At 44.2% G+C, this 24699-nt stretch carries 37 protein-coding genes and 1 tRNA gene; 8 read left to right on the top strand and 30 right to left on the bottom strand.

Going from position 1 to position 24699, the window contains the following annotated elements; translation table 11 throughout:
* Positions 1 to 19: 19 nt before the first annotated feature.
* From rpsK to AOT82_RS11610, 30 genes are all read right to left on the bottom strand, one after another.
* The gene (rpsK, locus tag AOT82_RS11755; protein WP_025644368.1) at positions 20 to 409 is read right to left on the bottom strand and encodes a 30S ribosomal protein S11; all 390 of its coding nucleotides are present in this window, start codon (positions 407 to 409) and stop codon (positions 20 to 22) included.
* Between the two features lie 20 nt (positions 410 to 429).
* Positions 430 to 786, bottom strand: coding sequence for a 30S ribosomal protein S13 (gene rpsM, locus AOT82_RS11750; RefSeq protein WP_025644369.1), 357 nt, complete (start codon positions 784 to 786; stop codon positions 430 to 432).
* Between the two features lie 264 nt (positions 787 to 1050).
* Complete coding sequence (gene rpmJ / locus AOT82_RS11745; protein ID WP_025644371.1) at positions 1051 to 1167, bottom strand: 50S ribosomal protein L36; 117 nt, start codon at positions 1165 to 1167, stop codon at positions 1051 to 1053.
* Between the two features lie 31 nt (positions 1168 to 1198).
* Positions 1199 to 2530, bottom strand: a complete 1332-nt coding sequence (secY, locus tag AOT82_RS11740; protein WP_197496792.1) for a preprotein translocase subunit SecY — start codon at positions 2528 to 2530, stop codon at positions 1199 to 1201.
* 19 nt (positions 2531 to 2549) lie between these two features.
* Positions 2550 to 2990 (bottom strand): 50S ribosomal protein L15, encoded by a 441-nt coding sequence (gene rplO / locus AOT82_RS11735; RefSeq protein WP_025644375.1) that lies wholly within the window; start codon positions 2988 to 2990, stop codon positions 2550 to 2552.
* The gene (gene rpmD / locus AOT82_RS11730; RefSeq protein ID WP_071003155.1) at positions 2990 to 3169 is read right to left on the bottom strand and encodes a 50S ribosomal protein L30; all 180 of its coding nucleotides are present in this window, start codon (positions 3167 to 3169) and stop codon (positions 2990 to 2992) included. The genes rplO and rpmD overlap by 1 nt, the downstream gene beginning before the upstream one ends.
* 20 nt (positions 3170 to 3189) lie before the next feature.
* Positions 3190 to 3705, bottom strand: a complete 516-nt coding sequence (gene rpsE / locus AOT82_RS11725; protein WP_071003153.1) for a 30S ribosomal protein S5 — start codon at positions 3703 to 3705, stop codon at positions 3190 to 3192.
* Positions 3706 to 3707: 2 nt separating this feature from the next.
* A complete protein-coding gene (gene rplR / locus AOT82_RS11720; RefSeq protein WP_058025568.1) occupies positions 3708 to 4058 on the bottom strand; it encodes a 50S ribosomal protein L18 in 351 nt (116 codons plus the stop codon).
* 11 nt (positions 4059 to 4069) lie between these two features.
* A complete protein-coding gene (gene rplF / locus AOT82_RS11715) occupies positions 4070 to 4603 on the bottom strand; it encodes a 50S ribosomal protein L6 (protein ID WP_071003151.1) in 534 nt (177 codons plus the stop codon).
* Between the two features lie 176 nt (positions 4604 to 4779).
* Complete coding sequence (gene rpsH, locus AOT82_RS11710; protein WP_058025570.1) at positions 4780 to 5178, bottom strand: 30S ribosomal protein S8; 399 nt, start codon at positions 5176 to 5178, stop codon at positions 4780 to 4782.
* A gap of 11 nt (positions 5179 to 5189) precedes the next feature.
* A complete protein-coding gene (gene rpsN, locus AOT82_RS11705) occupies positions 5190 to 5495 on the bottom strand; it encodes a 30S ribosomal protein S14 (RefSeq protein ID WP_058025571.1) in 306 nt (101 codons plus the stop codon).
* Between the two features lie 12 nt (positions 5496 to 5507).
* Positions 5508 to 6044, bottom strand: a complete 537-nt coding sequence (gene rplE / locus AOT82_RS11700) for a 50S ribosomal protein L5 (protein ID WP_057758706.1) — start codon at positions 6042 to 6044, stop codon at positions 5508 to 5510.
* Between the two features lie 21 nt (positions 6045 to 6065).
* Positions 6066 to 6383 (bottom strand): 50S ribosomal protein L24, encoded by a 318-nt coding sequence (gene rplX, locus AOT82_RS11695; protein WP_058025572.1) that lies wholly within the window; start codon positions 6381 to 6383, stop codon positions 6066 to 6068.
* 8 nt (positions 6384 to 6391) lie between these two features.
* Entirely contained in the window at positions 6392 to 6760 is a 369-nt protein-coding gene (gene rplN, locus AOT82_RS11690) for a 50S ribosomal protein L14 (RefSeq protein ID WP_010196702.1), read from the bottom strand.
* A gap of 183 nt (positions 6761 to 6943) precedes the next feature.
* Complete coding sequence (rpsQ, locus tag AOT82_RS11685; RefSeq protein WP_021813375.1) at positions 6944 to 7219, bottom strand: 30S ribosomal protein S17; 276 nt, start codon at positions 7217 to 7219, stop codon at positions 6944 to 6946.
* Entirely contained in the window at positions 7216 to 7413 is a 198-nt protein-coding gene (gene rpmC, locus AOT82_RS11680) for a 50S ribosomal protein L29 (RefSeq protein ID WP_025644397.1), read from the bottom strand. The genes rpsQ and rpmC overlap by 4 nt, the downstream gene beginning before the upstream one ends.
* Positions 7413 to 7826, bottom strand: a complete 414-nt coding sequence (gene rplP, locus AOT82_RS11675) for a 50S ribosomal protein L16 (RefSeq protein ID WP_025644399.1) — start codon at positions 7824 to 7826, stop codon at positions 7413 to 7415. Before rplP ends, rpmC begins: the two co-directional genes overlap by 1 nt.
* A gap of 3 nt (positions 7827 to 7829) precedes the next feature.
* Positions 7830 to 8558, bottom strand: a complete 729-nt coding sequence (rpsC, locus tag AOT82_RS11670; protein WP_058025573.1) for a 30S ribosomal protein S3 — start codon at positions 8556 to 8558, stop codon at positions 7830 to 7832.
* A gap of 3 nt (positions 8559 to 8561) precedes the next feature.
* Positions 8562 to 8891: a 50S ribosomal protein L22 gene (gene rplV, locus AOT82_RS11665; RefSeq protein ID WP_058025574.1), complete on the bottom strand. Its 330-nt coding sequence runs from the start codon at positions 8889 to 8891 to the stop codon at positions 8562 to 8564.
* Positions 8892 to 8901: 10 nt separating this feature from the next.
* Positions 8902 to 9177 carry a 30S ribosomal protein S19 gene (rpsS, locus tag AOT82_RS11660; RefSeq protein ID WP_010196682.1) on the bottom strand — a complete coding sequence of 92 codons (276 nt, stop codon included), beginning with the start codon at positions 9175 to 9177 and terminating at the stop codon, positions 8902 to 8904.
* 12 nt (positions 9178 to 9189) lie between these two features.
* Positions 9190 to 10017: a 50S ribosomal protein L2 gene (gene rplB, locus AOT82_RS11655; RefSeq protein WP_058025575.1), complete on the bottom strand. Its 828-nt coding sequence runs from the start codon at positions 10015 to 10017 to the stop codon at positions 9190 to 9192.
* An 11-nt stretch (positions 10018 to 10028) separates the two neighbouring features.
* Positions 10029 to 10379 (bottom strand): 50S ribosomal protein L23, encoded by a 351-nt coding sequence (rplW, locus tag AOT82_RS11650; protein WP_071003149.1) that lies wholly within the window; start codon positions 10377 to 10379, stop codon positions 10029 to 10031.
* Positions 10376 to 10978, bottom strand: a complete 603-nt coding sequence (rplD, locus tag AOT82_RS11645) for a 50S ribosomal protein L4 (protein WP_058025577.1) — start codon at positions 10976 to 10978, stop codon at positions 10376 to 10378. Before rplD ends, rplW begins: the two co-directional genes overlap by 4 nt.
* Positions 10979 to 10992: 14 nt before the next feature.
* On the bottom strand, positions 10993 to 11631 hold the full coding sequence (gene rplC / locus AOT82_RS11640) for a 50S ribosomal protein L3 (protein WP_071003147.1): 639 nt from the start codon (positions 11629 to 11631) through the stop codon (positions 10993 to 10995).
* A 49-nt stretch (positions 11632 to 11680) separates the two neighbouring features.
* Positions 11681 to 11992: a 30S ribosomal protein S10 gene (gene rpsJ / locus AOT82_RS11635; RefSeq protein WP_010196670.1), complete on the bottom strand. Its 312-nt coding sequence runs from the start codon at positions 11990 to 11992 to the stop codon at positions 11681 to 11683.
* A gap of 408 nt (positions 11993 to 12400) precedes the next feature.
* Positions 12401 to 14005 (bottom strand): Rne/Rng family ribonuclease, encoded by a 1605-nt coding sequence (locus AOT82_RS11630; RefSeq protein WP_071003145.1) that lies wholly within the window; start codon positions 14003 to 14005, stop codon positions 12401 to 12403.
* A gap of 120 nt (positions 14006 to 14125) precedes the next feature.
* Positions 14126 to 14812, bottom strand: a complete 687-nt coding sequence (locus tag AOT82_RS11625; protein WP_071003143.1) for a Maf family protein — start codon at positions 14810 to 14812, stop codon at positions 14126 to 14128.
* A 74-nt stretch (positions 14813 to 14886) separates the two neighbouring features.
* Positions 14887 to 15372 carry a rod shape-determining protein MreD gene (gene mreD / locus AOT82_RS11620; protein ID WP_071003141.1) on the bottom strand — a complete coding sequence of 162 codons (486 nt, stop codon included), beginning with the start codon at positions 15370 to 15372 and terminating at the stop codon, positions 14887 to 14889.
* A 132-nt stretch (positions 15373 to 15504) separates the two neighbouring features.
* Positions 15505 to 16359 carry a rod shape-determining protein MreC gene (mreC, locus tag AOT82_RS11615; protein WP_071003139.1) on the bottom strand — a complete coding sequence of 285 codons (855 nt, stop codon included), beginning with the start codon at positions 16357 to 16359 and terminating at the stop codon, positions 15505 to 15507.
* A 231-nt stretch (positions 16360 to 16590) separates the two neighbouring features.
* Entirely contained in the window at positions 16591 to 17628 is a 1038-nt protein-coding gene (locus tag AOT82_RS11610; protein WP_071003137.1) for a rod shape-determining protein, read from the bottom strand.
* A 617-nt stretch (positions 17629 to 18245) separates the two neighbouring features.
* Between AOT82_RS11610 and gatC the strand changes: the two genes are divergently transcribed.
* The 8 genes from gatC (at position 18246) to AOT82_RS11570 (ending at position 24697) form a co-directional block, all read left to right on the top strand.
* Complete coding sequence (gene gatC / locus AOT82_RS11605; RefSeq protein ID WP_071003135.1) at positions 18246 to 18560, top strand: Asp-tRNA(Asn)/Glu-tRNA(Gln) amidotransferase subunit GatC; 315 nt, start codon at positions 18246 to 18248, stop codon at positions 18558 to 18560.
* Positions 18561 to 18641: 81 nt separating this feature from the next.
* A complete protein-coding gene (gene gatA, locus AOT82_RS11600; RefSeq protein ID WP_071003134.1) occupies positions 18642 to 20138 on the top strand; it encodes an Asp-tRNA(Asn)/Glu-tRNA(Gln) amidotransferase subunit GatA in 1497 nt (498 codons plus the stop codon).
* Complete coding sequence (gatB, locus tag AOT82_RS11595) at positions 20138 to 21664, top strand: Asp-tRNA(Asn)/Glu-tRNA(Gln) amidotransferase subunit GatB (protein WP_071003132.1); 1527 nt, start codon at positions 20138 to 20140, stop codon at positions 21662 to 21664. Before gatA ends, gatB begins: the two co-directional genes overlap by 1 nt.
* Before the next feature lie 114 nt (positions 21665 to 21778).
* A tRNA-Pro gene (locus tag AOT82_RS11590) sits at positions 21779 to 21855 on the top strand.
* 163 nt (positions 21856 to 22018) lie between these two features.
* Positions 22019 to 23260: a tyrosine-type recombinase/integrase gene (locus AOT82_RS11585; RefSeq protein WP_071003131.1), complete on the top strand. Its 1242-nt coding sequence runs from the start codon at positions 22019 to 22021 to the stop codon at positions 23258 to 23260.
* A gap of 59 nt (positions 23261 to 23319) precedes the next feature.
* A complete protein-coding gene (locus AOT82_RS11580) occupies positions 23320 to 23619 on the top strand; it encodes a type II toxin-antitoxin system HicA family toxin (RefSeq protein WP_071003130.1) in 300 nt (99 codons plus the stop codon).
* Positions 23620 to 23621: 2 nt separating this feature from the next.
* Positions 23622 to 23969: a type II toxin-antitoxin system HicB family antitoxin gene (locus tag AOT82_RS11575; RefSeq protein ID WP_071003129.1), complete on the top strand. Its 348-nt coding sequence runs from the start codon at positions 23622 to 23624 to the stop codon at positions 23967 to 23969.
* A 107-nt stretch (positions 23970 to 24076) separates the two neighbouring features.
* Positions 24077 to 24697, top strand: coding sequence for a hypothetical protein (locus AOT82_RS11570; protein ID WP_071003128.1), 621 nt, complete (start codon positions 24077 to 24079; stop codon positions 24695 to 24697).
* Positions 24698 to 24699: the final 2 nt, after the last annotated feature.

The following is a 24699-nucleotide window of genomic DNA, read 5'->3' as shown; positions in this document are numbered from 1 at the left end:
AAAAGCTTCGTCTCTAATATTAGACGCGGCGCTTTTTCGGCGCACGGCAACCATTGTGTGGGATTGGGGTTACATCAGAGATGCTGTTAATTTTATAACCCAATGCACCTAGTGCTCTTACCGCAGACTCACGACCCGGTCCTGGTCCTTTGACCAAAACGTCGACATTCTTAACACCATATTCTTGAGCCGCTTTACCAGCGACTTCAGCTGCAACCTGAGCGGCAAATGGTGTAGATTTACGTGAACCACGGAAGCCTTGTCCACCTGAAGTGGCCCAAGCCAATGCATTACCTTGACGATCGGTAATCGTTACAATGGTGTTATTAAAAGACGCATGGATATGGGCAACGCCCTCCGATACTGAACGACGAGTCACCTTTTTGCGACTACGAGTGTCTTTAGCCATCTTTTAGCTTCCTAAGTTAATTATCTTTTGAGAGGGCGTGTCGGACCCTTACGAGTACGAGCGTTGTTTTTGGTATTTTGACCACGAACAGGTAGGTTACGGCGATGGCGAATGCCACGGTAACAACCTAAGTCAACCAAACGCTTGATATTCATTGACACTTCACGACGAAGATCACCTTCAGTCATGTATTCTGCAACTTGTGCACGGATAGCATCTAACTGTGTATCATCTAACTGACTAACTTTAGTTGTAGGGGCAATGCCAACTGCTTCTAGAATTTTCTGAGCAGTGGTACGACCTATACCAAAGATGTAAGTTAGTGAAATCACAGCATGCTTATTATCCGGAATGTTTACGCCGGCAATACGAGCCATTGATTTCTCTCCATTAAAGAAAAATATGCATTATTTATTATAAATAGCGCATTTTTCAGATTTGTTGCTGTTAATACCTCACTTCTATCTCTCTACTTTGAAGCTTTTATTATCATTAGCAGATAATAAGAGTGCTACTAAAGCAGAAGTATACAATTTTTTGGTATGAACTACGGCAAGTGGCGGATGATATCGCATCCGCCACTTTTTTTCAAGTATTAATTTAATAAACTGTTTAGGCTTAACGCCATGATCAGTTTTTAATTAACCTTGGCGTTGCTTGTGGCGCGGTTCAGCTGTGCAGATAACATGTACACGACCTTTACGGCGTACAATCTTGCAGCTACCACAAATCTTTTTTACTGAGGCTTGAACTTTCATGGAATGCTCCTTGAATAACCACCACACTCGCTTATGGCTGAGTGGGTGATTGAATTAACGTCTGATCATGGTATTGATGGGTCATCAAATGCGCTTGAATTTGCGAGATGAAGTCCATTACCACAACCACCATAATCAGTAGCGACGTACCACCAAGTTGGAACGGCACACCAAATGAGGATTGAACGACCATCGGCATCAAACAAATAACCGTTATGTACATCGCGCCAATAAAGGTTAGTCGATTTAACACATGGTCAAGATAACGCTGAGTTTGTTGTCCGGGGCGAATACCTGGAATATACGCTCCACTACGTTTAAGGTTCTCTGCTACTTCACGTGGACTAAATACTAGTGCCGTATAAAAATAACAGAAGAAAATAATCATTGCGCCAAACAGTACTAAATACAGCGGTTGCCCTGGAGACAATACCAATGCCATATTTTGTAGTATTTTTTGTACGAAGGTAGGATCTGTTGATTGACCAACCCACTGTCCTAAACTCGCTGGAAACAGTAATAAGGAGCTAGCAAAAATAGCGGGAATAACCCCTGCCATATTTAATTTCAGCGGCAAATGTGACTGCTGCTGAGCATAAATTTTGCGACCTTGTTGCTGCTTTTGCGCATAGTTTACTGGGACACGGCGCTGCGCACGTTCGATATAAACGATACCGGCGGTTACCGCAATGCCTAATATTACAAAGATAAAGAGTACAATCAAGTTCATCTGACCTTGATTGACCTGTTCGATCGATTGCGAAATCATACCTGGCGTACCGGCGACAATGCTTGCAAAAATAAGCATTGAGATACCGTTACCTACGCCGCGCTCTGTAATCTGCTCACCAAGCCACATCAAGAACATAGCGCCTGCAACCAACGAGGTTACAGCAGGAATATAAAAGGTCAGACCGGAAGATAAAGTCAGATTCTGACTGATCAAACCGGCACACATCCCTAATGACTGCACCAAAGCCAAAGCAAGCGTCCCTTGACGGGTATACTTGTTCAGCGTACGTCGACCTGCTTCACCCTCTTTTTTGAGAGCTTCAAGCGAAGGTACGACTGCCGACATCATCTGTACAATAATTGACGCTGAGATGTACGGCATGATACCTAGTGCCATAATTGACATACGCTCAAGCGCACCACCTGAGAACATATTAAACATGCTCAAAATAGTGTTTTCGTTGCGCGAGAACAGATCAGCCAGATTAACCGGATTAATACCCGGGACTGGAATGTGCGACCCTAAACGATAAACAATCAATGCGCCGATTAAGAATAATAAACGCGACCATAGCTCATCATACTTACGTATAAAAGCGAAAGGATTGAGCGGAATACCACTTGAGGTCATTGATTGTTTTGACACGTTACTACTCCTCGATGCTACCACCAGCAGCTTCGATTGCTTGTTTGGCGCCTTTAGTTACTTTGATACCTTTAAAGGTATAAGCTTTAGTAACTTCGCCTGATAGCATAACACGGGCACGTTTCATGTCGTGACGGATAAGGTTAGCTGCTTTTAGAGTCTCTAAGCTAATTACATCGCCTTCAACTTTATTCAGCTCAGACAAACGTACCTCAGCGGTAGTCATTGCCATTTTACTGGTAAAGCCAAATTTTGGTAGACGACGATATAAAGGCATTTGACCACCTTCAAATCCTGAACGAACGCTAGAACCTGAACGTGATTTTTGACCTTTTACACCGCGGCCACCTGTCTTACCAAGACCTGAACCGATACCACGACCACGACGTTGGGCAGTTTTCTTCGCGCCAACACCTGGTGATAATTCGTTTAATCTAAGTCCCATTACGCTTCCTCCACTTTTACCATGTAGTTGACGCGATTGACCATACCACGAGTTGAAGGAGTATCTTCAACGACCACACTATGACCAATACGGCGTAAACCCAATCCTTTCAAGCTAGCTTTGTGGCTCTTGAGGCGATGGGCACCTGATTTAAATTGAGTGACTTTCATTTTTTTCATCGTAACTCACCTAGTCTAAGTTAACCCAAAATTTCGTCTACAGATTTACCACGTTTAGCTGCCATCCTCTCTGGAGTTGACATATCACGTAAACCGTTAAACGTTGCACGAACAACGTTAGCAGTATTGGTAGAACCATAACATTTAGTCAAAACATCTTTGACACCAGCAACTTCTAATACAGCACGCATTGCACCACCAGCGATTACGCCAGTACCTTCAGATGCAGGTTGCATGTAGACTTTACTAGCACCATGACTTGCTTTGATCGGATGATACAAAGTTGCATCATTTAGCTCAACAGTAATCATATTACGTTTGGCAGCTTCTAGTGCTTTTTGGATAGCAGCAGGCACTTCACGCGCTTTACCACGACCAAAACCAACACGACCATTACCGTCACCCACTACAGTCAACGCAGTGAAAGAGAAAATACGACCACCTTTAACAACTTTTGCAACGCGATCAACGGTAACTAAGCGTTCTACTAGACCGTCAGTCTGTTCATTTTTATCATTTTTATCATTTCTAGCCATGATTAAAACTCCAATCCGTTTTCGCGAGCAGCTTCTGCTAAAGCTTTAACTCGACCATGATATTTGAAACCACTACGGTCAAAGGCAACTTTAGTAATGCCAGCTGCTTTTGCACGTTCTGCGATCATTTGGCCTACAGACGTTGCTGAATCAGCGTTACCAGTCGCGCCTGAACGCAAGCTGCTGTCTAAGGTAGATGCCTGAGCAATCACTTCACCACCATTTGGAGAGATAATCTGGGCATAAATATGTTTTGACGTGCGGTTAACCGTTAAGCGATGAACGCCTAGATGACGGATATGTGCACGTGTTTTCTTAGCTCGACGCAGACGAGCTGCTTTTTTATCAAACATTTCAACTCACCTTATTTTTTCTTAGCTTCTTTGCGAATCACATGCTCGTCACTATAACGAATACCTTTACCTTTATAAGGCTCAGGTGGACGGAAACCACGGATATCAGCCGCTGCTTGACCAAGCTGCTGTTTATTGTTTGATTTCAAAACAATTTCAGTTTGCGTTGGGGTTTCAGCCGATACACCTTCAGGTAGCGTGTATTCTACTGGATGAGAGTAGCCAACGTTCAAGGTTACTTTGTTACCAGCAACTTGTGCGCGATAACCAACACCAATCAATTGAAGACGCTTTTCAAACCCTTCATTTACGCCAGTAACATAGTTGTTAACAAGAGCGCGCATGGTGCCAGTGTGCATCATAGCTTCTTGTGAATCGACTGCAGGTGAGAAAATGATAGCATCATCTTCCTGTTTCAGCTCGACCAATTCATGCAGGTGTAAAGACATAGTACCGTTCTTGCCTTTAACTTCGACCTGCCGATCGTTCAAAGTAACGCTTACGCCATTTGGCAGCGTTACTGGGGCTTTAGCCACACGAGACATAGGAATATTCCTTAAAAAATTTAACTTGCTTTTATTAGCGAAAAAACTAACAGGCTAAAAAGCGTGTTAGTTTAGCATAGTTGATTGTGTTAGACACCTATCAATTTGAAATAATTAAACACTCCTCAATCGATAGAAGCCTAACAACCATCAAATAGACTTCATCGTCGTATAGCTTACGCTACAAATGCAACGATTTCACCACCGATACCAGCAGCGCGTGCAGCACGATCGCTCATGATACCTTGGCTTGTAGATACGATAGCAACACCCATACCTTGCTTAACAGTAGGGATTTCGTCTTTACCGCGGAACTGGCGTAGACCAGGGCGGCTATAACGTTGAATAGTTTCGATAACCGCACGGCCTTCGAAATATTTTAATTCAATAGTAAGGGTTGCTTTGTTGTTTTCTTCTTCAGTAACAACAGCGCTCGCCACATAACCTTCGCTAACTAGCAAATCAGCAATTGATTTACGTAATTTAGAGCTCGGCATTGCTACCGATACTTTGTTAGCCATTTGTGCGTTACGGATACGGGTTAGCATATCCCCAACGGTATCTTGCATACTCATATAGTTACTCCTTACCAGCTTGCTTTACGAACACCAGGCACATCGCCTTGCATGACACGCTCACGCAGCATATTGCGTGATAAGCCAAACTTGCGGAAGTAACCGTGAGGACGACCGGTGATAGCACAACGATTACGCAGACGTACTGGTGATGAGTTGCGTGGAAGAGCTTGTAGCTCTAACATCGCGTCCATACGCTCTTCGTCTGATGCGTTGATATCACTGATAGTTTCTTTTAGCTTGATACGCTTTTCAGCATATTTAGCAACCATTTTTTCGCGCTTTAATTCGCGGTTAATCATGCTCTTCTTTGCCATAACGTCTTTACCTTATTTAAATGGGAAGCCGAATGCTTTAAGCAACGCACGACCTTCTTCATCAGATTGAGCTGACGTGGTGATTGTCACATCCATACCACGGATACGGTCAATCTTGTCAAAATCTACTTCTGGGAATACGATCTGTTCTTTGATACCCAATGAGTAGTTACCACGTCCGTCAAAGGCTTTAGGTGAAAAACCGCGGAAATCACGAATACGAGGAATTGCAATGGCAACGAGACGATCTAAAAATTCGTACATTTGCTCACCGCGTAGCGTTACTTTACAGCCAATTGGCCATTCTTCACGAATCTTAAAGCCAGCAACTGATTTACGCGCTTTGGTGACAACAGGTTTTTGACCAGCAATCGCGGTCATGTCAGCTACAGCACCTTCAAGCAATTTCTTGTCTTGAGACGCGCCGCCTACACCCATGTTAAGTGTGATTTTAGTGATTTTAGGCACTTGCATCACATTGTCCAAACCAAGATCTTCTTTGATTTGCTGCTTTAATTTATCGTTATATAAAGATTTTAATCTTGCCATTACCATTACACCCTTAGTGTCTTACGCAGTCGCCACTACTTCACCGTTTGAACGATAGACGCGTTGTTTCTTGCCATCTTCGCCAAACTGATAAGTAATACGGTCTGCTTTTTGGGTTTGCGCATTTAAGATTGCGACATTTGAGATATGCATAAAAGCTTCTTGCTTAAGAATGCCACCTTCAACGCCAGTCGCCTGATTTGGCTTCTGATGTTTAGTAACAATATTAACGCCTTCAACTTTAATACGATCGTTTTTTACAGCTTGTACAGTACCTTGCTTGCCTTTGTCTTTCCCAGCAATCACAATAACTGTATCGCCTTTACGTAATTTTGACATGGATTACCTCACAATACTTCTGGTGCTAGTGATACAATTTTCATAAACTGATCACCACGTAGTTCACGAGTTACCGGTCCAAAAATACGAGTTGCAATCGGCGCTTTATTTTGGTTCAACAATACCGCAGCATTGTCATCAAAACGTAACACAGAACCATCTGGACGACGAACGCCTTTTTTGGTGCGTACAACTACTGCATTCATCACGTCGCCTTTTTTGACACGACCACGAGGAATGGCTTCTTTAACCGTTACTTTAATAATGTCGCCAACTGATGCATAACGACGATGAGAACCACCCAGTACTTTAATGCACTGAACTCGCCTTGCACCGCTATTGTCTGCAACTTCCAGCATTGACTCAACCTGAATCATAGCGTTACTCCACACGTATGAGCAATAAAAACCAGTTGCTGCCGCTAGCACAGAATGAGCAAGGCGGCATTTTAATATAAATAGCCGCAGCTTACTCTTAATGTGAGTGATATGCGACGGGCGCAATCAGCATCCTTAAAAAGGCGGCTATTTTAACAGCTTCTGGCTTTTAATGCAATTTACTTAGATTTTTTCTACTTTTTCAACCACATCAACTAAAGTCCAAGACTTAGTTTTTGAGATTGGACGCGTTTCTTTGATGCGGACAAGGTCGCCTTGTTGACAAACATTGTTCTCATCATGTGCTTTGATTTTAGTAGAACGACGAAGCTGTTTGCCATACAAAGGATGGCGAACCAGACGCTCAATCAAAACCGTGATGGACTTGTCCATCTTGTCGCTGACAACTCGTCCTGTCAATACGCTAGCATTGGTAGCTGTTTGATTGTTATCGCTCATGAGTCGCCTCGTTGTTTCTCGTTAATCAAAGTCTGAAGCTGAGCAATCGTACGACGATTGGCACGTACTTCATGGGTATTACCCAACTGACCAGTTGCTTTAGCCATACGAATACGGAAAGCATCAAGCTGCTTTTCATCAAGTAACTGGGTCAGTTCTTCTAATGATTTATCACGTAATTCACTGATCTTCATTACATTATCGTCCGCTTAACAATGGTAGTTTTAAAGGGCAGTTTTGCTGCAGCAAGCGTTAATGCATCGCGAGCAAGCTCTTCAGATACCCCTTCAATTTCATATAGCACTTTACCAGGCTTGATTTCGCATACCCAGTACTCAACTGGACCTTTACCTTTACCCATACGTACTTCTAATGGTTTGTTGGTAATAGGCTTGTCTGGGAATACACGAATCCAAATCTTACCGCCACGCTTGATTTTACGAGTGATGGTACGACGTGCTGCTTCGATTTGACGGGCTGTCATACGACCACGCGTCAATGATTTTAGACCAATTTGTCCGAATGCAACGGTGCTTCCACGATGAGCTAGCCCAGTGTTACGACCTTTATGCATTTTACGAAACTTGGTACGTTTTGGCTGTAACATAGTTTAACCTCTGTCTGAGTTTCGACGGTTTCCGTTTCCGCGACCACGGCGTTTTGGCGCACGAGTCTGCTCTTCTTTGACGGGATTATAAACACTGTTCATACCGTCAAGGATCTCTCCGCGGAAAATCCAAACTTTAACACCGATGGTGCCGTAAGTTGTCTCTGCACGAATTGACGCATAGTCAATATCAGCACGAAGTGTATGCAAGGGCACACGGCCTTCACGATACCATTCGCTACGAGCAATCTCAGCACCGCCAAGACGACCAGACAGCTCAACTTTAATACCTTTAGCACCAGAACGCATGCTATTCTGTACAGCGCGTTTCATCGCACGGCGGAACATAACACGACGCTCAAGCTGGCTTGCGATACCCTCTGCTACCAAACGTGCATCAAGATCAGGTGACGTGATTTCTTCAATGTTGACCTGAGCAGGTACGCCCATAATTTTGGTCAATTCTTTTTGAAGTCTTTCGATATCTTCGCCTTTCTTACCGATAACGATACCAGGGCGCGCAGTGGCGATGGTAATCTTAGCAGCGCCAGTAGGACGCTCGATCATGATGTTGCTAATCATTGCGTTATCTAGCTTTTTACGTAGATATTCACGGACTTGAATATCGTTGATTAGGTATTCTGAGTATTGTTTAGGATCAGCATACCAGTTTGCGTTATGCTTTTTTACAACACCAAGACGAATTCCGATTGGATGTACTTTTTGACCCATAACTTATTCTCCTACCTTTATAGTGATGTGACAAGTACGCTTGCTGATACGATCAGCGCGACCTTTGGCACGTGGTAGGATACGTTTTAGCGTAATGCCTTCATCAACATAGATAGTAGCGACTTTTAGGTCGTCAATATCTAGGCCGTGATTATGTTCGGCATTGGCGATGGCTGAGTTAAGACATTTCTTAACAAAGATAGCGCCTTTTTTATTGCTATACGTTAGGATATCCAAAGCACGCTCAATAGATTTGCCACGAACTTCATCAGCAACGAGTCTAACTTTTTGTGCCGATATGGCGGCACCGCGTAATTTTGCAGTTACTTCCATGGTAAGCACCTTATCTCTTAGCTTTTTTGTCAATGCCATGACCACGATACGTACGAGTCGGGGCAAATTCACCTAGTTTATGACCAACCATCTGCTCACTGACGATAACCGGTACGTGAGTACGGCCGTTGTGGACAGATAAAGTCAGGCCAACCATTTGTGGTAGGATCATCGAGCGGCGCGACCAAGTTTTAATTGGCTTGCGTGAGTTGGTGTCTAATGCATTCTCAACTTTAGCAAATAAGTGCGCGTCTATGAATGGACCTTTTTTCAATGAACGAGGCATGAAATTCTTCCTTTATTTCTTCTTGGCGCGGCGGCGGATGATCATGTTGTCAGTACGCTTATTATGACGCGTTTTAAGTCCTTTAGACTTCTGACCCCAAGGGCTAGTTGGATGGCGACCTTTGTTACGACCTTCACCACCACCATGTGGGTGATCAACCGGGTTCATCGCGACACCACGAACTGAAGGACGAACACCACGCCAACGTGAAGCACCAGCTTTACCAAGTGATTTCAAGTTGTTTTCAGTGTTAGAAACTTCGCCAATAACAGCACGGCAGTTTACGTGTACACGGCGAGTTTCGCCTGAACGTAGACGTAAAATAGCGTAGATACCGTCACGGCCTAATAACTGAACGCTAGCACCCGCAGAACGAGCCATCTGTGCACCTTTACCGATTTTAAGTTCGATATTATGAATCACAGTACCCAATGGGATGTTTTTTAGCGGTAGGCAGTTACCTGGACGTATTGGAGATGTTTCGCCTGACATTACTGTATCGCCAACTGCTTGTTTTTTAGCAGCGATGATGTAACGACGTTCGCCATCAGCATACTTAAGTAATGCAATATGTGCAGTACGGTTAGGATCGTATTCAATACGCTCTACCACAGCAGGGATATTGTCTTTAGTACGTTTGAAGTCGATAATGCGATAATGTTGCTTATGACCACCGCCAATGTGGCGAGTAGTAATACGACCATTATTGTTACGACCACCTGACTTACTTTTTGATTCTAGAAGCGCTGCATAAGGACGACCTTTATAAAGGTGTGGATGCACCACTTTTTCAACAAAACGACGGCCTGGTGATGTTGGCTTTGCTCTTACGATAGGCATGAGTGTAATCCTTATTCGTTATTCGCTGTTTCACTAGTAGAGGCAGTCGTGTTTGCGACTTCTTCACCAGCATCAGCCATTTGTACATCTTGACCAGCTTTTAAGGTAACATAGGCTTTTTTATAGTCGTTACGACGGCCGATGCTTTTACCAAAACGCTTTGTCTTACCTTTAACATTCAAAGTGTTTACTTTAGTAACTTCAACACCTTCAAACATCAACTCAACTGCTTTTTTGACTTCAAGCTTAGTAGCGTTAGAGTCAACTTTAAATACCTGCACACCAAGTGAGTCGCCAAGCATTTGAGATTTTTCTGAGAATACAGGCCCTCTTAAGACCTGATAAAGTCTTGCGTTGTTCATGCTAGTGCTTCCTCAAATTGTTTCGCAGCTTCAACTGACATGATCACTTTATCAAATGCGATCAAGCTCACTGGATCCACTTCGTTTGTACCAAGTACATTGACGTGCGGAATGTTGCGAGCAGCTAAGTATAAGTTTTCGTCAACTTCTTTGGTGACGATCAATGCACGTGGTGCATCAAGCTCATTTAGCTTTGCAATCAGTTCTTTAGTTTTCGGCCCAGAAACGCTCAACTCTTCTACCAAAATCAGACGCTCTTGACGAATCAATTCTGCTAGGATGCACTGCATCGCACCGCGATACATTTTACGGTTTACTTTCTGTGACCAATCTTGTGGTTTTGCAGCGAATGCACGACCACCTGAACGCCAGATTGGGCTACGAATAGAGCCCGCACGAGCGCGACCAGTACCTTTTTGGCGCCATGGCTTGATACCACCGCCAGAAACTTCGGCACGGGTTTTTTGAGCGCGTGTACCTTGGCGAGCACCAGCTAGATAAGCGGTGACGACTTGGTGCACTAATGCTTCATTGAATTCACGACCAAAAGCCGTATCAGAAAGCTCAACCGCTGCACCTGTAACTGTTTTTAAATCCACGTTAATCCCCTTGCTTAGGCTTTGACTGACGGACGTACGATAACATCGCCACCGGTGGCACCTGGGATAGCACCCTTGATGACAAGTAACCCTTTTTCGGCATCAACCGAAATCACTTCTAGGCCTTGAACAGTAACACGCTTGTTACCCATCTGACCCGCCATCTTTTTGCCTTTGAATACTCTACCTGGTGACTGGTTTTGACCAGTTGAACCATGTGCACGATGAGACACTGAGTTACCATGAGTAGCATCTTGCATACTAAAGTTGTGACGTTTGATTGGACCTTGGAAGCCTTTACCTTTGCTTTGTCCTGTCACATCAACCATCTGACCTTGTTCAAACAAGTCAGCTAGAATCTCACCGCCAACCTCACGACCTTCAAGATCGCTATCGTTGACACGAAATTCCCAAACACCACGACCAGCTTTAACGCCAGCTTTCGCGAAGTGACCTTTTTGTGCAGCAGTTACGCGGCTGTCACGACGGGTACCTGTGGTGACTTGGATGGCTTGGTAACCATCTACATCAGTATTTTTTACTTGAGTAATGCGGTTTGCATCGACCTCAACCACTGTTACAGGAATAGATGCGCCTGTTTCAGTGAAGACACGGGTCATGCCGCATTTTTTACCGACTAAACCGATCGCCATTTTAGACCTCTTTATATCTTATATTAATGGGTTGGGTGTGTAATGTGCATTAACCCAAAGCAATTTGGACGTCAACACCCGCCGCTAAATCTAATTTCATTAGCGCATCCACAGTTTTGTCAGTAGGCTGAACGATATCAACCATACGCTTGTGAGTACGGATTTCGTACTGGTCACGCGCGTCTTTGTTAACGTGTGGTGAGGTTAGAACGTTGAAGCGCTCAATGCGAGTCGGCAACGGTACAGGACCACAAACTTGCGCACCGGTGCGCTTTGCAGTATCAACAATCTCTTGTGCAGATTGATCAATCAGACGATGATCAAAAGACTTAAGACGGATACGGATTCTCTGGTTAGCCATGCCAGCAAGCTCCTAATATGTGCTTTCGTCATTCTTGGTTTGCAAGACTATGATCAAAAGCAGTTTGGTTAAATATTCACTTAAAGCGGCCTTCTGTTCTTAACCAGAATGAGTTCTTTATCCGAACTTATAGCGTGCCAAAAGCAAAATAGTTTAAAGCCCCGCCAACTCTCCTATAATGGATGTCAGCAAAGGCATAATGAAATAGTGCCAGAAACGATGCTCCAGCTGTCATAGCGTCAGCTTTTTTAGTCAGCTGCGCATATATAATTCAGTGGTGTGTATTATACAGAGTATTTTAGGTATTGCAAGGGCAATATCTGACGTAATTAAAGACCTCAATTTTCAGAAAACTGTTTTGTTGGTCAAGATACTTGTAACAAGTCTCTGGCAGTAGGCTCAGTAATCTCAGTCCAAAACAATATCATACTGCTCTTGGGTATATAGATTTTCTACGTCAAATGTAATCACTCGACCCAGTAGATACTCTAAATCTGCTACTGTATCTGACTCTGATGTCAGCAATAAATCAATGACTGCCGCATGAGCCACTACTGTGAATTTCTTAGGAGAATTATAAGTACGGGCGCAGCGCATGATCTCACGGAAAATCTCAAAGCAAACGGTCTCTGCGGTTTTAACGAACCCACGACCTTGGCAAGTTGAGCACGGCTCACAAAGCTGCTGACCCAAGGATTCACGCGTGCGCTTGCGCGTCATCTCCACTAAGCCAAGTTCACTAACCTGCGTAATTTTGGTTTTGGCATAGTCTTGGGTTAGCTGCGCCTGTAAGCTCTCTAGTACATCATCCTTATGCTGCTGCTCTAGCATATCGATAAAATCTAGAATAATAATGCCGCCTAGATTACGCAGGCGCAGCTGACGTGCGATGGCATGTGTGGCTTCTAGATTAGTCTTATAAACGGTGTCTTCTAATGAGCGACCGCCTACAAAAGAGCCTGTATTAACATCAATCGTCGTCATTGCTTCTGTTTGGTCAATAATCAGATAGCCACCAGACTTCAAGTCAACACGACGTTTCAATGCGTCACGTAAATCATCTTCAACCCGATGCACGTCAAACAGTGACTGCTCTGCCGTATAATGCACGATTTTATCGTAAATGAACGGTACAAACTCTTTGGCAAAGTATCTGACTTGTTCATAAACTTGCGTATTATCGATGATGACTTTTTCGGTATCAGCATGTACCAAGTCACGAATAGAGCGCAGTGGTAGCGATAGTTCTTGATAAATCAGCTCTGAGCTTTGGTGATGATTGATCTCTTGGCGACGAGCACAGATGGTACGCCACAGCTGCAACAGGTAATAAATATCCTCTTCTAGCTTGTTTACAGGAACACGCTCGGCGGCAGTACGAGCGATGAGTCCACCTTTTAGATTGACCGTTTGCATTAAGCTACTAAGCTCAGTTTTCAGACGCGTGCGCTCTTCTTCACCATCAATACGCTGTGATATACCGATATGATCGCTTGATGGTAGATAAACCAGATAGCGAGATGGCAACGATATATTGGTCGTTAAGCGAGCACCCTTACTGCCTAATTGGTCTTTGGTGACTTGTACCAAGATACGCTGGCTTTCGTGTAATCGATGCTGAATCAAGGTCTTAGAAACAGGCACGACCTCCGTACTTTGAGCACTGACAACAGGTGGCGTGACTGCTAAGCCATCCGTGGATGTTTCTAAGATGGCGCTATTGTCACTATTATCTTTTTTGTCATTTGTAGCGGCTTTGCTTTTGTCTTCTGCAACTGGGCGAGGCTCACGCTGCATATCATTGACATGTAAAAACGCTGTCCGCGATTGACCGATATCAACGAAGGCTGCCTGCATGCCTGGAAGGACACGTACGACTGTGCCCAGATAAATATTGCCGACCAAACCCAGTTTGTGATGTCGCTCAATATAAATCTCACCCAAGATGCCATTATCTAAAACCGCAACACGGGATTCCATTGGACTAATATTAATCAGCAGCTCTTCGGACATAGTTTTTTCTCTTATCTCTCAGCTTTCTTATCAGACGGTCATCGTCTATTAGATTGACAGTGTAACAAATGCGCCTTGCTCTTGCCCATTGCCCTACCGTGTCATTATGTGCATATATAATTATAACGGGTCAACGATATCCTCACTGCCTTCTGTCATGTCTTTGATTAAGGCCAGCGTTTGCGCCAGTGGCAATCCAACGACATTGGTGTAACTGCCGTTAATACGGCTGACCCAAGCAGCACCTAAACCTTGAATACCATAGCCACCCGCTTTATCAGCAGGCTCTCCACTGTCCCAATAATTGCTCATCATCTCTGTAGTCAATGGTATAAAGGTTACTGCTGTACGCTCAGTAATTTGCTGCTGGTCGATAATTTGAAATGCCTGAGTGCGCTTTGATGCATTGTGTTCTGTTCCTTTAGGTAGCCGCTGTATTTTGGTGGCTTGTACGGCAGTCCATACTTCATGGATATTATCTGACATCTGCTGCCACATGCTATAAGCATGCTCACGATCGGTCGGTTTGACCAGTACTGTCTTGCCATCTGGTAACACTCCGATGGTATCAGAGGTCAAAATGATAATTAATTCGTTGGTACCGTTCTCATCGATTTCTAATGTGCCGTTTAGTTGCTCTATGGCAGCCATGGCTTTGGTAGCGACCATACGCTCAATATAGTCTTTGGGTAATTCATCATCTTGCGGCGTTTCGTCAATATCTACACTCAATACTCTAAAATCTAACTGTGCTCTTGCTAGTAGCTCTCGACGGCGCGGCGAACCAGACGCTAAAATGATATCCATCGCTCTTCTCTTTATTTACAGATTTATGAGGTATGTATTTTTTAGATATTTTGCATATAAGTTAATAAATACCATTAACGCGCAAACTTGCGTAGAGCCAGTAAGACAAGTGGCCAGCTGATGATACTCATCATAAGCGACAAAGCAGATTTTGCGATAAAGGTATTTTGGATAAACATCTGCAGCATCCATAAATTTAGCTGAAAAACAATTAATCCTAAACTGGCTATCAACCATGCGCTGATGGTATTTAGTTGTCTAACATAGATACTAGTAATTTTGATCACTAGTGCCACCACGACAGCGGCAAAGGCTTGCTGTCCTAGATGGGTGTCCATCAGCAAATCTGTAATAAGCCCAATAGTAAATGCGGTAAAGATACCCACATAGCGCGGCTGGAACAGTAGCCAATATATCAGCACCATAATCATAATCATGGGCCGTAATGTTGCCATACTTGGGCTTAACGGATAGACATTGAGCGATGAAGCAATGATAAAGCTTAGAACAATGACCACAATCAACAGTGCCGTTGAATTCTCAGAATCAGGATACGACATGAGTATTTACCTTCGATTGTGTAGCGACCGCTGTTATAGGATGCATTGGGTAATAATGAGATAGTACGATAGGCAAAATTTTGATAAAAAAGGCAGCTGGCATTATTGGTTAAAACGTTATGACATCAGAATTCATTGACTACTGCTCTTACTCTTAGTGAGTATCTTGTCTTGTAATATCAAGACATAAGCGTTGTCAATAAAGTTTGCAGAAGGCGTGACCTCAATGATTCTAAAGTTATCCGCTTGCCCATCTTTGATGTGAGCAATACGGCCAACACGATAGCCCGCTGGAATTCGCCCACCCAAACCAGATGATACCAACTCATCACCCACGCGCACGTCTGAAGTCTTAAAAACATAGTTTAGGCTCAGTGCAGATGGGATACCTTGGCCTGTCACAATAGCCCGCTGACCAGTACGTTTGACAGTGACAGCCACTGACTGCTGGTCATCTGTAATCAATAACAAACGGCTCGTATTAGGATAGACGTTAATGATCTGTCCTAAAATACCATCTTCATCGATAACCGTTTGTCCGACTTGTACACCATCTTGCTTGCCTTTATTGAGCACAACAATCTGTCTGAGTAAGTTGGTATCTGTACCAATGACTTGAGCTAAGTTGAGATCAAACTGCTCAGGCTTCGTGGTGGATAAAATCCCCTGCAAGCGTGCGTTTTGCGCCAAGATATAATCTTGTTGCTGCAGTTTGGCATGTGCATGAATGAGTTGCGATTTTAGCTGCATGTTTTCGCGGCGCAGCGCTTCTTTTGACTGCAAACTACCACTCGCCCAATGCTTGGCATAGCTCGGTAATAAAGACATCTCATAAATAGGCTGCATGGCAGCATGACTGGTACTACGTACTGGATTGAACCATTCCGAATTTTTGCTATCAAACCACATCAGAATTAAGGCTGCTATCAATACAATGGCAGTCTTACGAAGTGATAACGCTTGGCGCGCAAAGATACTTGTAGTCATAAGTCGTCTGATTTAAGAATTCTAAAATGAGCAATAGCACTTATTTAGAGCATAAATGTTTATCGGTGATATTGGGTTCTAGCATGGATTAATGCAATTAAAGGCAGCGCAGTCGGCTACCTTTAATGTTATTTACTTATCATCGCATCGGCTACATCAATGATTGATGCATAAACCATGAGGCATTATAGGTATCCTAACAAGGAAATCATGCTCATGAGCAAAAGCTGTTTAGACAAAAATCATATTCAAGCTTTTGTTATTGATGAAATCAAGGGCGATACCACCACCACGGCTAACGCAGGTTAATGGGTCTTCTGCTACCGTCACTGGTAAGCCCGTCTCTTGTGAGATAAGCTTATCTAAATCGCGTAGCAATGCGCCACCACCCGTCAATACGATACCGCGCTCTGCGATGTCTGATGACAACTCTGGCGGTGTCTGCTCAAGAGCGACTTTGACTGCACTGACAATACCGCTTAGTGGGTCAGTCAATGCTTTTTGTACTTCTTCTGAATTGACGATAAAGGTTTTTGGTACGCCTTCTGCCATACTACGACCACGAACCTCTACTTCTAGCTGGCTATTTTCATTCAATGCAGAGCCAACTTCTTTTTTGATGCGCTCAGCGGTCGTCTCACCGATCACACAACCATGCGTACGGCGCACATGTGTAATAATCGCCTCATCAAACATATCGCCACCGATACGGATAGACTCAGCATAGACGCAGCCAGATAGCGCGATAACAGCAATCTCAGTGGTGCCACCACCGATATCGACGACCATAGAACCACTGGCTTCATGAACAGGCATGCCAGCACCGATAGCCGCAGCCATTGGCTCCTCTAGCAATAATACTTTGCTCGCGCCTGCTGATGATACTGCCTCACGAATCGCCTTACGCTCAACCAAGGTGGACTTACATGGTACACAAACCACCACGTTAGGCTGTGCCATAAAACGCTTGGCTTTTACCTTAGTGATGAAGTGTTTTAGCATTTTTTGCGTCACTTCAAAATCAGCAATCACACCGTCTTTTAGCGGGCGAATCGCTGTGATATTGGCAGGCGTACGACCCAGCATTTGCTTGGCATCGATACCCACAGCAGCGACGGTCGGGTTTTGAGTACGATTGCTTCGTAATGCGACCACCGTAGGCTCGTCAAGTACGACGCCTTTATTAGGAATAAAAATAAGGGTGTTCGCAGTACCGAGGTCGATAGCGATATTATTTGATAAAAATCCAAACAGGTTCATGACTAATATATCCAGCGTCTTACGAATGAGGCGAATGAGATTGACTGAGGTGTTACTCGTCAGTGTTGAGCAGGTCGTCGTTAGACATTAACGGGAGCGAAAGTAAATCATCGCAACCAGTCAAACCTAAGCAATAATGATGAAATGAAAAACTGAGCTAAATTATACCGATTTAGCTCAAAAAAAACATAGGTATTTGCATCAGTAAGCAAGGATTTTTGTCTGAGACGCTAAAAGTTGTTACAAAGTTTGAAATAGTAGTGACTATCATTCAACTCAATGAAACTGCTTTTAATGTGATAACTAACAAGGTTCTACAGGCACATAATTGTTTTGCTTAGTAGTAGGTGCATACTGTAACGTATTTTAGAACCTAATTGGGAAGCAATTGAAAATCAATCATGAATTATGCGGTCAGTTTTGCAAGTATTTGCGTATTGCTATGCCGGCACTCTGCCCTGATTGATACGGATGTTGATTGATATTGTGCATCAATCAAGCCTCATACTCTGTAAACTTGGGTCAGATGCTTTATAATAAGCCAACTTTATAGCCAATTACATTTGAGCGCTTATATATTTGCCTTATCCCTACTCTAACAAAAACTGTCCTTAACTGGAGAAACTATGTCTCAGCAATCAGCAACGTCTGACAACACTGTCAGCCGTGAAGAAATCCTAGAAGTTGCCAACCTTGCACGCTTGGGTGTCGATGAAAGCACGGCCGATAGCTATGCCGCCGATATCAGTAAAGTATTAAAATTGATGCATACCTTATCTAACGTTGATACAACAGACATCAAACCACTAGCCAATATCCATGAGGCTTGCCAAGAGTTACGTGCTGACGTAGCCAAACACGATATCAATCGCGAGCGCAATCAGTCAGTCGCGCCTGCCGTTGAAGATGGCTTATACCTTGTACCTCAGGTGATTGAATAATAGTGGCTGAATAATACAACCACGCATTTGCCATTATCCTATTTTATTTTATGCTATTCACATTTTGACGGAAGACACCTTATGTCTGAACTTCATTTATTAAGTACCGAGCAGCTAATTACTGGCTTGCAAGACAAACAATTTAGCAGCGCAGAATTAACCGAGCATTACATCAAGCGTATCGATGCGCTAGATGGCAAAATCAATAGTTTTATCACGCATACTTCTGAGACAGCACGTGCACAAGCAAAAGCCGCTGACGAGATGCGTGCACAAGGCGATCAGCGTCCACTACTTGGCGTACCGATGGCGCACAAAGATATCTTTTGTACCCAAGGCGTATTAACGACTTGTGGCTCTAAGATGCTGCATAACTTTGTCTCACCATATGACGCGACTATCGTCTCTAACATCGACAAAGCTGGCATGATTAGCTTAGGTAAGCTCAATATGGATGAGTTTGCGATGGGCTCAGACAACAGTAGCTCATACTACGGCACCGTACACAATCCTTGGAACCTAGAGCGCGTCCCTGGTGGCTCATCAGGTGGTAGTGCCGCTGCCGTTGCCGCAGGTTTTGTCCCTGTTGCTACCGGTAGTGACACGGGTGGCTCTATTCGTCAGCCAGCTTCATTCTGTGGCCTAACCGGTATCAAACCGACTTATGGCCGTGTGTCACGCTTTGGTATGATTGCCTATGCCTCAAGCTTGGATCAAGCTGGTAGCATGGGACGCAGCGCTAAAGATTGTGCTTATTTGCTACAGCCAATGATTGGGCACGATCCACGCGATGCCACTTCTATCAAATACGACATACCTAACTACGTACAAGACATCAATGATGCAGAGGCTGCGGCTGGTGATAAGCCATTTGACGGTTTGCGTATTGGTGTGGCTAAAGAATATTTCAGTACAGGGCTTAATAGCGAAGTCGAACAAGCAGCACGTGCCGCTTTAAAGAAATACGAAGAGCTGGGCGCAACGATTGTAGAAGTAAACATCACTGACCCTGAGATCACGCTCGCCACCTATTATATGCTAGCACCTGCCGAAGCGTCTTCGAACCTATCACGCTTCGATGGCGTACGTTTTGGCTATCGCTGTGAAAACCCAACGGATCTGATCGATCTATACACGCGCTCACGTTCTGAAGGCTTTGGCCCTGAAGTACAGCGCCGTATTTTGACGGGGACTTATGCGCTATCTGCTGGCTACTTCGATGCTTACTATACTAAAGCACAAAAAATCCGCCGCTTAATTGTCAAAGACTTTGATGATGCTTTTGCCAATTGTGACGTCATCGCCAGTCCCACCGCGCCGACCGCAGCTTATAAGCTGGCAGAAGACCTCGACCCTGCGACCATGTACTTAGGTGATGTCTATACCATCGCGGTCAACCTAGCGGGTCTACCTGCGCTCAGTCAGCCAGTAGGTTTGACGACAGAAGGCCTACCTATTGGCTTGCAATTAATCGGTAAGCACTGGCAAGAGAGTCAATTGCTTACGACTGCGCATTTGTTCCAGCAGCATACCGACCATCATCTACAACACTCTACCATCGCAAAGGAGACGGTATAATGAGTACAGCTACTACTGATAACAGTGCCGTCCGCGAGCACGCCGTGCGTAAAGAGCTACTTGTCGATGGCTATGAAGTGGTCATCGGTATCGAGATTCACTGCCAGTTGAATACAGAAAGTAAAATATTCTCAAGTGCGCCAACTGACTTCGGTCATGAGCCAAACAGCCAAGCAAGTATCGTTGACTTAGGCTTACCTGGTGTATTGCCAGTATTAAATGCTGGCGTGGTCGATCGCGCGCTAAAATTTGGTATCGGTGTCAATGCTGAGCTGGGTCTGTTTAATACATTTGATCGTAAAAACTACTTCTACCCTGACTTGCCTAAAGGCTATCAAATCACTCAGATGGCCAATCCTATCGTAGGTGAAGGATACATCGATGTTGTGGTCAACGAAGGCGAGAAAAACGAATATCCAAAACGTATGGGTATTACCCGCGCCCATCTAGAAGAAGATGCGGGTAAATCTGTCCATGATGCCGTCGATGGTATGACGGGTGTGGATTTGAACCGTGCGGGCACGCCACTAATAGAAATCGTCTCTGAGCCAGACATGCGCTCTGCTCACGAAGCGCTTGCCTACATCAAAGCCATCCATCAGCTAGTCACTTGGCTAGGTATTTCAGACGCAGTAATGGCTGAAGGCTCATTCCGCTGTGACTGCAACGTCTCTGTACGCAAGCCAGGCGCTGAGCTTGGTACACGTACTGAGCTTAAAAACCTAAACTCGTTCCGCTTTATCGAACGTGCTATCAATCGTGAAATCGAGCGTCAAATCGACATCCTAGAAGATGGCGGCAAAGTCGTACAAGCAACCATGCTATATGATCCAGAGCGTGACGAAACGCGTACCATGCGTACCAAAGAAGACGCCAACGACTATCGCTACTTCCCTGATCCTGACTTGCTACCTGTCCGAATTGAGCAGCATACCGTTGACGCGATCAAAGCAGCCATGCCAGAGCTACCCGTCGCTCGCCGTGCACGCTTTGAAGAAGCGCTTGGTCTGTCAGAATATGATGCTCGTATCTTGACTGGTAGTCGTCAGATTGCTGATTACTTTGAAGCTGTGGTCGCAGAAGTTGGGCAAGCAGATGCCAAAATGGCTGGCAACTGGGTCATGGGCGACTTACTCGGCGCACTGAACAAAGACGATAAAGACATCACCCACTCCCCTATCAGCGCCAAGCAGTTGGCTGGTATGCTTAAGCGTATCAAAGATGACACGCTATCTGGCAAATTGGCTAAGAAAGTCTTTAGTGCGCTATACGAGCGCGAAGGCGGCGACGGCGATGACGCCGCAGACAAAATCATCAAAGACAAAGGCCTCAAGCAAGAGACTGACACGGGCGCTATCAAAGCCATGGTCGAAGACGTCATTGCAAAAAATGAAGCGATGGTCGAAGAATATCGCGGCGGTAAAGAAAAAGCCTTTAACGGTTTGGTCGGTCAAGTCATGAAAGCCAGTCGCGGTAGTGCGAACCCGCAGCAAGTGAACCAAATTCTAAAAGAATTGTTAGGTTAACACGAGCAGCGTAGCAATTAGACTGACTATGCTAGGCAGAATGGTATTGTAGATTTTGACTAATATAAATAGCCCTTGCAATATACATAATTTTGCGTAAAATAGTCAGTCATTCGGGGCGTAGCGCAGTCTGGTAGCGCACCACACTGGGGGTGTGGTGGTCGCAGGTTCAAATCCTGCCGTTCCGACCAAACACAATATTAGGGCATACCGTCATAGACCGTATGCCCTTTACTTTGGGCGTTTTTTGGGTTTTCACTGTCTTATAGGTGTATGGCGTTCCATATAGAATGTTGGTATTATTGTTGGTATTGAGCAGTACCAACATGGACAATACCAACAAAGGATAAACCCATGCCCCTAACCCATACCAGTATCAACAAGCTATCACCTAGCCCCACCTCGATTGATACAAAACGACCTGATAAACACAGTGACGGTAACGGGCTGCAATTATGGGTTCGTTATACGGGTGTGAAGTCATGGATCAGCGCGTACCGCTGGCAAGGTAAGCAACAAACCCTCACTATTGGTACTTACCCAGTCATGAGCCTACAAGATGCACGCAAGCGCAATATTGAGATCAAAAGACTCATAGCTGATGGTATCAACCCAAAAGACGATAAGAAAAAGACACAAGCCGACAATGACGGATCAAGGGCGTTCGATACCATAGCCCAGCGTTGGCATGATGACCGCAAAGCACACATAGCCCCTACCACCTATAGCCGTGATTACTCACAGTACCAGCGCGATATTAAGCCCGTCATTGGTCACATGAACATAGAGGACATAACCGCGCCTGATGTTTTGGCTATCGGTAAAGCTATCGAAGCGAGGGGCGCTAGTGACATGGCAAGGCGTGCAATGCGTCAAACAGGGCAGATATTCAAACAAGCCATACGTGAGGGCTTAACCAACCTCAACCCAGCCACCGACCTAACCGAAGCATTAAAACCGCATAAGGTGAAGCACCACAGCCGTGTGACCAGCCAGCAATTACCAAAGCTACTACAAGATATTAACGCCTACGAGGGTGACCTACTGGTGAAGCTAGGCTTGTGGTTTATGTGCTATACGTTTGTACGTACTCAAGAATTGCGTCTTATGGAGTGGTCAGAAATAGACTACCAAGCCAAAATATGGCGCATACCAGCCGACAAGATGAAAATGGATAGACCACACCTAGTACCACTAGCACCGCAAGTCATGACGATACTGGAGCAGATCAAGGCGCTAGGTTTTTCGGATCAGTACGTTTTCTTTAATCCATCAACCCGTAAGCCATACAGTACAAACGCTTTTATCACTGCCCTATGGCGCATGGGTTATAAAGGACGTATGACGGGGCACGGCTTCCGTGGACTTGCCAGCACTACCCTACATGAACAGGAATACATGCACGAAGCAATAGAGCTACAGCTAGCACATGAAAAAGAAAACAAGATCAGCAAGGCATACAACGGAGCACAGCACCTACCGTACAGAATAGACATGATGAACCAGTGGGCAAACTTCATTGATGATGCCTATGCTGGCAAACTAGATAATGTGATCCGTGCAGACTTTAAAGGACAGAAACAAAAGCTAGGCTAAATAACCGTTGTTAGTATCACTATATGATACTATAATGACCGTAGAGCTAAGGACATAACATGCAGCGCAAGCACCTAAAAACACTTAATATCATCTTTACTAAGCCTATATCAGCAAATATAAAGTGGGCAGACATTGAAGCCTTATTTATAGCATTAGGTGCAGAGGTCAACGAACGGGCAGGATCAAGAATAGCTGTAGTGTTAGATGGTGAGGTACAAGTTTATCACCGACCACACCCCCAACCGACAACAGATAAGGGCGCAGTCGCTAGCGTTCGTAAATGGCTAGATAGTTTAGGGTATAGCCCTATTGATGAAGCCAAAGACACCGCCCCCGTAACTAATAATGAGGAATAATCATGCAAAACATTATGATGATTAATGACCATAAAGCACTTATTCAATATGACCCTGAACTAGGGTTATTCCGTGGAGAATTTGTAGGGCTAAATGGTGGGGCAGACTTTTATGGTGACAGCATTGCCGATTTAGAAAATGAGGGTAAGCAGTCATTGCAAACCTTTTTGGACGTTTGCCAAGAACAAGGCATTGAGCCTTACAAATCCTTTTCAGGTAAGTTTGTAACCCGTGTGCCAAGTGAGCTACACGAGCAAGTAACAACTATTGCCACCAGCCACGGTATGAGCCTTAACCAATGGGTCACTAATACACTTGCCAATGCCATCAAAACCGAAGGCATGGCATAACGACTATGCAAGGCTAGGACTAATTACCCGAACGACAGCTATTTACACACCCTTATGCTGTCACTGCCTTGCACCTACTTTAATTTAAGGGTGTAGGGGTGTGAAATATGGACACAAGCACGGCTATCAGCGTTTACGAGCATTTTTTATATATTGATGAAAGTCTTCAGCTTTCAGTTAATGACTATCCCGATATAGCTACAATATGGCGTAGCGCAGACGATCAAACTGAGTTTACATACTATGACTTTGTGTTTAGAGACCATCTAAATATTAGAACAATTTTAGCTGAAAGCAATATTACTAATCTTGATGCTCACTATATATTAAAAAAGTTTATTGAAACGTTGATTAATTCTAAAAGTGAACGATCAAAAAGTAGGCTCTCAAAACCTTTCACTTACGATGATTATTTATTTCTTGCAGATGAAGAAGAAGATATAGACGGTCATTCTTCATACTTAATTGATATTATTATTAATATTATCGAAGAACCTCAATATTTATTTGAGTTCATAGCTGAGTTTGGCACTTTTAATATTACTCCAAAGTATGCGCCATACCCCTATAAGCATATAGAAAATCATGGAAAGATACCTTATGTACTCGCCGCATATATAAGCCATTTACCATTTAAGATATGGTCGCATAAAATTGATTACGACATTAGACCTCTTGCAAAAGTAGCAGAGGGAATTAAAATAAGAAGAACATTCATCGTTGTCTAAGA

It is taken from the genome of Psychrobacter sp. AntiMn-1 (genome assembly GCF_001854065.1).
GTDB lineage: Bacteria > Pseudomonadota > Gammaproteobacteria > Pseudomonadales > Moraxellaceae > Psychrobacter > Psychrobacter pacificensis.
Note: the sequence above shows the minus strand (reverse complement) of the source record. Positions and strands in the feature narration are given on the sequence as shown.

What these genes read in the sequence shown, in the direction of transcription:
- AOT82_RS11625 (WP_071003143.1), bottom strand. Translation starts at nt 14,812, where the DNA reads ATGGATATCATTTTAGCGTCTGGTTCGCCGCGCCGTCGAGAGCTACTA.
- AOT82_RS11585 (WP_071003131.1), top strand. Translation starts at nt 22,019, where the DNA reads ATGCCCCTAACCCATACCAGTATCAACAAGCTATCACCTAGCCCCACC.
- rpsK (WP_025644368.1), bottom strand. Translation starts at nt 409, where the DNA reads ATGGCTAAAGACACTCGTAGTCGCAAAAAGGTGACTCGTCGTTCAGTA.
- AOT82_RS11580 (WP_071003130.1), top strand. Translation starts at nt 23,320, where the DNA reads ATGCAGCGCAAGCACCTAAAAACACTTAATATCATCTTTACTAAGCCT.
- rplN (WP_010196702.1), bottom strand. Translation starts at nt 6,760, where the DNA reads ATGATTCAGGTTGAGTCAATGCTGGAAGTTGCAGACAATAGCGGTGCA.
- rpsH (WP_058025570.1), bottom strand. Translation starts at nt 5,178, where the DNA reads ATGAGTATGCAAGATACCGTTGGGGATATGCTAACCCGTATCCGTAAC.
- rplE (WP_057758706.1), bottom strand. Translation starts at nt 6,044, where the DNA reads ATGGCAAGATTAAAATCTTTATATAACGATAAATTAAAGCAGCAAATC.
- rpsJ (WP_010196670.1), bottom strand. Translation starts at nt 11,992, where the DNA reads ATGGCTAACCAGAGAATCCGTATCCGTCTTAAGTCTTTTGATCATCGT.
- rpsQ (WP_021813375.1), bottom strand. Translation starts at nt 7,219, where the DNA reads ATGAGCGATAACAATCAAACAGCTACCAATGCTAGCGTATTGACAGGA.
- AOT82_RS11570 (WP_071003128.1), top strand. Translation starts at nt 24,077, where the DNA reads ATGGACACAAGCACGGCTATCAGCGTTTACGAGCATTTTTTATATATT.
- rplF (WP_071003151.1), bottom strand. Translation starts at nt 4,603, where the DNA reads ATGTCTCGTGTGGCTAAAGCCCCAGTAACGCTGCCAAATGGCGTAAGC.
- AOT82_RS11630 (WP_071003145.1), bottom strand. Translation starts at nt 14,005, where the DNA reads ATGTCCGAAGAGCTGCTGATTAATATTAGTCCAATGGAATCCCGTGTT.
- rplC (WP_071003147.1), bottom strand. Translation starts at nt 11,631, where the DNA reads ATGGCGATCGGTTTAGTCGGTAAAAAATGCGGCATGACCCGTGTCTTC.
- rplP (WP_025644399.1), bottom strand. Translation starts at nt 7,826, where the DNA reads ATGTTACAGCCAAAACGTACCAAGTTTCGTAAAATGCATAAAGGTCGT.
- rpsM (WP_025644369.1), bottom strand. Translation starts at nt 786, where the DNA reads ATGGCTCGTATTGCCGGCGTAAACATTCCGGATAATAAGCATGCTGTG.
- rpsN (WP_058025571.1), bottom strand. Translation starts at nt 5,495, where the DNA reads ATGGCAAAGAAGAGCATGATTAACCGCGAATTAAAGCGCGAAAAAATG.
- rpmD (WP_071003155.1), bottom strand. Translation starts at nt 3,169, where the DNA reads ATGAAAAAAATGAAAGTCACTCAATTTAAATCAGGTGCCCATCGCCTC.
- AOT82_RS11575 (WP_071003129.1), top strand. Translation starts at nt 23,622, where the DNA reads ATGCAAAACATTATGATGATTAATGACCATAAAGCACTTATTCAATAT.
- rplV (WP_058025574.1), bottom strand. Translation starts at nt 8,891, where the DNA reads ATGGAAGTAACTGCAAAATTACGCGGTGCCGCCATATCGGCACAAAAA.
- rpmC (WP_025644397.1), bottom strand. Translation starts at nt 7,413, where the DNA reads ATGAAGATCAGTGAATTACGTGATAAATCATTAGAAGAACTGACCCAG.
- gatA (WP_071003134.1), top strand. Translation starts at nt 18,642, where the DNA reads ATGTCTGAACTTCATTTATTAAGTACCGAGCAGCTAATTACTGGCTTG.
- mreC (WP_071003139.1), bottom strand. Translation starts at nt 16,359, where the DNA reads ATGACTACAAGTATCTTTGCGCGCCAAGCGTTATCACTTCGTAAGACT.
- rplO (WP_025644375.1), bottom strand. Translation starts at nt 2,990, where the DNA reads ATGGGACTTAGATTAAACGAATTATCACCAGGTGTTGGCGCGAAGAAA.
- rplR (WP_058025568.1), bottom strand. Translation starts at nt 4,058, where the DNA reads ATGTTTGATAAAAAAGCAGCTCGTCTGCGTCGAGCTAAGAAAACACGT.
- rpsC (WP_058025573.1), bottom strand. Translation starts at nt 8,558, where the DNA reads ATGGGTCAAAAAGTACATCCAATCGGAATTCGTCTTGGTGTTGTAAAA.
- rplW (WP_071003149.1), bottom strand. Translation starts at nt 10,379, where the DNA reads ATGAACAACGCAAGACTTTATCAGGTCTTAAGAGGGCCTGTATTCTCA.
- rpsS (WP_010196682.1), bottom strand. Translation starts at nt 9,177, where the DNA reads ATGCCTCGTTCATTGAAAAAAGGTCCATTCATAGACGCGCACTTATTT.
- gatB (WP_071003132.1), top strand. Translation starts at nt 20,138, where the DNA reads ATGAGTACAGCTACTACTGATAACAGTGCCGTCCGCGAGCACGCCGTG.
- rpmJ (WP_025644371.1), bottom strand. Translation starts at nt 1,167, where the DNA reads ATGAAAGTTCAAGCCTCAGTAAAAAAGATTTGTGGTAGCTGCAAGATT.
- mreD (WP_071003141.1), bottom strand. Translation starts at nt 15,372, where the DNA reads ATGTCGTATCCTGATTCTGAGAATTCAACGGCACTGTTGATTGTGGTC.
- gatC (WP_071003135.1), top strand. Translation starts at nt 18,246, where the DNA reads ATGTCTCAGCAATCAGCAACGTCTGACAACACTGTCAGCCGTGAAGAA.
- secY (WP_197496792.1), bottom strand. Translation starts at nt 2,530, where the DNA reads ATGACCTCAAGTGGTATTCCGCTCAATCCTTTCGCTTTTATACGTAAG.
- rpsE (WP_071003153.1), bottom strand. Translation starts at nt 3,705, where the DNA reads ATGGCTAGAAATGATAAAAATGATAAAAATGAACAGACTGACGGTCTA.
- rplB (WP_058025575.1), bottom strand. Translation starts at nt 10,017, where the DNA reads ATGCCTATCGTAAGAGCAAAGCCAACATCACCAGGCCGTCGTTTTGTT.
- rplX (WP_058025572.1), bottom strand. Translation starts at nt 6,383, where the DNA reads ATGTCAAAATTACGTAAAGGCGATACAGTTATTGTGATTGCTGGGAAA.